Raw genomic sequence first — 4,113 nt, 5'->3', positions numbered from 1 at the left:
GTCCTGAGCCAGGATCAAACTCTCCATAAAAGTTAAGTTTAAATCTTGTATTGCTCAAAAAACTAATAATTGACGTTTACTTCATGTTTTGTTTAGTTTTCAAAGTTCACTTTGTCGCTTTGTTTCTTAGCGACTTATATAATAATAACATATTGAGTCTGTTTTAGTCAATAACTTTTTTATGTTATTTTCTTGCCTCATTAATTGATTTAATGTGACAACGTTTAATAATATACCACTATTCTTTTATGATTGCAATAACTTTATAATAAAAAAGATAATATTTTTCATTATAGCAAAAGAGTAGTTAACTTTTTTACTATAATGAAATAACATTACTCCGCTATTACAGGTAATTCTACTACAAATAGTGATCCTTTACCGATTTCACTTTTTACATATACTATTCCATTATGCATATCAACAATTTTCCTTACGATTGATAATCCCAATCCATTTCCACTAGTAGTCCTGTCTCTTGATTTATCTGCTTTATAAAATCTTTCAAATATATGCACTTGATCTTCATCGGTAATACCGATTCCAGTATCTTGAATTTGTATAACAACCTTGTCATTATCTTGAATGGCAGATATAAATATATCACCATTATTAGGAGTAAACTTTATACTGTTTGTAATTAAATTCATCCACACCTGATTTAAAAGAGCCTCGTCACCAATAAAATCGATTTTACCAAGGTTAACATGCATATTGATATTCTTTTCTAATATCTGTGGTTCGCAGCTTAATAGTGAGTACATAAGTTGACTATTTAACGAAAAACTGTTTTTTTCTATTGGCTGGTTTTGTGATTCTAGCGAAGTTAGCTTTAGAAGATTATCACTAAGCTTAGATAATCGTGTACTTTCATACTCAATTATATTTAAATATTGCTTTCGTTCTTCATACGGTAAATTTTCATTTTGTAATACTTTAGCAAACCCTTTAATAGATGTTAAGGGTGATTGAATTTCATGTGAAACGTTAGAAATAAACTCTTGTCGCATGTTCTCCATTTGATTTAAATTTTTTGCCATATTGTTAAAGCTATCTATAATCTGTCCTATTTCGCCACCAAATGCATTCCTGAATTTTTCAAGATCCACCGATACGTTAAACTCTCCTCTTGAAATACTTCGAATTGCTTGTATTATTTCTTTTACCATTTTCATTTGCTTTGGATGATGAAACATTCTACCAAATACGGCACCGCAGAGCATGAGTAATAGAAAGGTTAAAAAAGTATTTATAATTTGTTTCATTAAACCTGATAAATTAGTGAGATGATGTTCATAAAAGTAATTAGTAATATAGTGAACAATTATGCTTCCTATCGTTATTGCAGCCGTTAATAATAATATAGCTCCTATAACATCTCTAATTTTTTTTAGTACTTTCATTTCAGTAACTCCATTCGATACCCTAATCCCCATACAGTAGAAATTTTAAAACCAAATTCTTTCTCGGGAAATCTTTCCCTCAATCGCTTTATATGAACATCTACAGTTCTTTCATCTCCTGCATAATCAAATCCCCAAATATTTTCAATTAATTGTTCTCTAGAATAAGTTCTTCCTAAAGAGCTCGCTAAAGTAAATAAAAGTTCTAACTCTTTCAATGGCATATTGATTACTTGGTTTTCATTTAGAACTTTGTAATTACCGTGGTCTATTGTTAAATTGCCTATTTGAACAATTTTAGAAGAAGATATTTTTGAGCGTCTTAACAAAGCTTTTACTCGAACAACTAATTCCACTGGTTCAAACGGTTTTACGATATAGTCGTCCGTCCCTAATTTAAACCCCCTAACTTTCTGTTCAGTTTCACCTTTTGCAGTTAACATAATTATAGGAAGATCATATTCGCTACGTATTTCACGACAAAGCTCGAATCCGTCCATTTTAGGCATCATTAAGTCGATAATTAACATATCTATTTTGTTATCTTCAAAAACGCCAATTGCTTCAATACCATTTGTAGCTTCAAAAACAATAAATCCCTCATCACGAAGTAAAACATTTAATAATTTCCGAATATGTGGATCATCGTCTACAATTAGAATACTAGCCATAAAAACACCTTCCCTCAATTTAATTACACTGCACTATTTACTCTTAATTGCTGATTTGCAAATTCTCTGTAAATTAGATGGTTACTATATAACTGTTCGTGTGTCCCAATACCAGTTATTTTTCCTTTATCTAAAAATACAATTTGATCCGCATCTATAACTGTGGAAAGACGATGAGCAATGATTAAAGTAGTTCTCCCTTTCATTAAATTAGAAAGTGCATTTTGTACGACTAATTCCGACCTACTATCGAGATTCGAAGTTGCCTCATCCAACATTAATAATTTAGGATTTCTTAATAATGCTCTCGCAATACCTATTCGTTGTCTTTGCCCACCAGATAGTTTTATACCCCTTTCTCCAACTTCTGTATTAAAACCTTCAGGTAAGTCATTAACAAATTGATCTACGTATGCCATACCCGAAACGTAAGTCAGTTCTTCATCGGATATCTCTCTTTTAATTCCATAACAAATGTTTTCTCTAATTGTACCGACAATTAGAGGACTCTCTTGGGCAACATAACCTATTTGTTTTCTCCAGTCCTCTAAATTGAAACTATTAATTGGATTATTTCCAATAGTTATTTCTCCACTTTTCGGAGAATAAAATCGTTCAATAAGTGAAAATAAAGTTGTCTTTCCACTTCCACTTGGTCCTACAATAGCTGTTACTTTACCTGGAGGAATCGCAAAATTAAGATTTGTTAACATCTCTTCTTCTTTATACGCAAAATGTAACTTGTTAATATTAATCGGTAATTTCATATCAATTTCATCTTTTCCAGTTTGGTAATCTTCTTCTTCTAGTTTTAATATACTGATCATTCTTTCCGTAGCACCTTTTGTTTTTTGAAGCTCAGTAAAGAAGTGTGTAATTTGCGTTACTGGGAAAATAATTTGGAATAAATAAAGTATATAAGCTACTAAAGCTCCTGCAGTTATTGCACCTGATGAAACCCTGACTCCACCATATCCAATAATAACTACTAAAATAAGCATTAACACAAAGGAAACAATCGGTCCAATTAGTGAGTGTAATTTCCCTTCCTTAATACCAAAGGATAATAAATTATTAATTCCCTTGTTTCCATTTGTAATTTCAGTAGTTTCTGCATTCGAAACTTTTACTAATCTAATCTCTGAAAAAACTTGGCTTATTAAAGAAGTGAATTTTGCTGTCTCATCTTGAGTTGCTTTTGATAATTTTGACATTTGTTTTCCAATAGGGATAAATATTAGAGCAATGACAGGTATTATACTAAATGTTACTAAAGTCATTCTCCAATCCAATACTAGTAGTAATATAAAAGAACCAGTTATTGAAATGATTCCTGTTAAAAAGTTTGTAATATGTTCTGTTATTAACCCTTTTAAAATTGCTGTATCATTCGTAACTCGACTAACATTATCCCCAGTCTGAGTCTCATCAAAATATGATATTGGAAGTACAATCATTTTCTTCCATAATCGGTGTCTTACATTGGCAACAACTGTATTACCTACTCGACTAAGCAGATAAATAGAAACTGCTGATGATATAGCCTGTATGATTAGTACTACAACAAAAACCGCTATTTGTCCTGCACTTAAGGATGCTAATGAAAAACCATCAACAAACTTCTTTGTAAGTAAAGGTAATAATAACCCTACTAAAGTAGTAATAACACTTAGTAATACACCTATTGCAAACAACCATTTAGGAGGATTGGCATTCTTTATTAAAGAGATAAAATTTCTCCAATCACTTTTTTTATTTATATTAGTTTTTTCTTTCATATCTTTACTCCTTACACTTACTTTTTTTGATCTACGTTACTTTTAAAATTTACAACTAAAATATGAATAAAGAATGAACTAAAATGTTTTATATATTTTAATCAATAACTTAAATTTTATCTTTTATAACACAAAAAAACATCAGCCTAATAGCTGATGTTTTTATTTACCAGGCGACGTTCTACTCTCACAGGGGGAAACCCCCAACTACCATCGACGCTGAAGAGCTTAACTGCCGTGTTCGGTATGGGAACGGGTGTG

General features: G+C 31.0%; 3 protein-coding genes and 1 rRNA gene. All 4 read right to left on the bottom strand.

The window, feature by feature from the left end; all coding sequences use genetic code 11:
* Nucleotides 1-335 precede the first annotated feature (335 nt).
* The gene (locus tag B6K90_RS23175; protein ID WP_167555478.1) at nucleotides 336-1,403 is read right to left on the bottom strand and encodes a HAMP domain-containing sensor histidine kinase; all 1,068 of its coding nucleotides are present in this window, start codon (nucleotides 1,401-1,403) and stop codon (nucleotides 336-338) included.
* The gene (locus B6K90_RS23170) at nucleotides 1,400-2,074 is read right to left on the bottom strand and encodes a response regulator transcription factor (protein WP_088015047.1); all 675 of its coding nucleotides are present in this window, start codon (nucleotides 2,072-2,074) and stop codon (nucleotides 1,400-1,402) included. The genes B6K90_RS23175 and B6K90_RS23170 overlap by 4 nt, the downstream gene beginning before the upstream one ends.
* A 23-nt stretch (nucleotides 2,075-2,097) precedes the next feature.
* Nucleotides 2,098-3,852, bottom strand: coding sequence for an ABC transporter ATP-binding protein (locus B6K90_RS23165; protein ID WP_088015046.1), 1,755 nt, complete (start codon nucleotides 3,850-3,852; stop codon nucleotides 2,098-2,100).
* Between the two features lie 168 nt (nucleotides 3,853-4,020).
* Nucleotides 4,021-4,113, bottom strand: a 5S ribosomal RNA gene (rrf, locus tag B6K90_RS23160); the annotation flags it as partial.

Origin of the sequence: Gottfriedia acidiceleris (assembly GCF_002128425.1) — a bacterium.
In the GTDB taxonomy this organism is placed as follows: domain Bacteria; phylum Bacillota; class Bacilli; order Bacillales; family Bacillaceae_G; genus Gottfriedia; species Gottfriedia acidiceleris.
The sequence above is the reverse complement of the archived record's forward strand: the minus strand, read 5'-3'. Positions and strand labels throughout refer to the sequence as shown.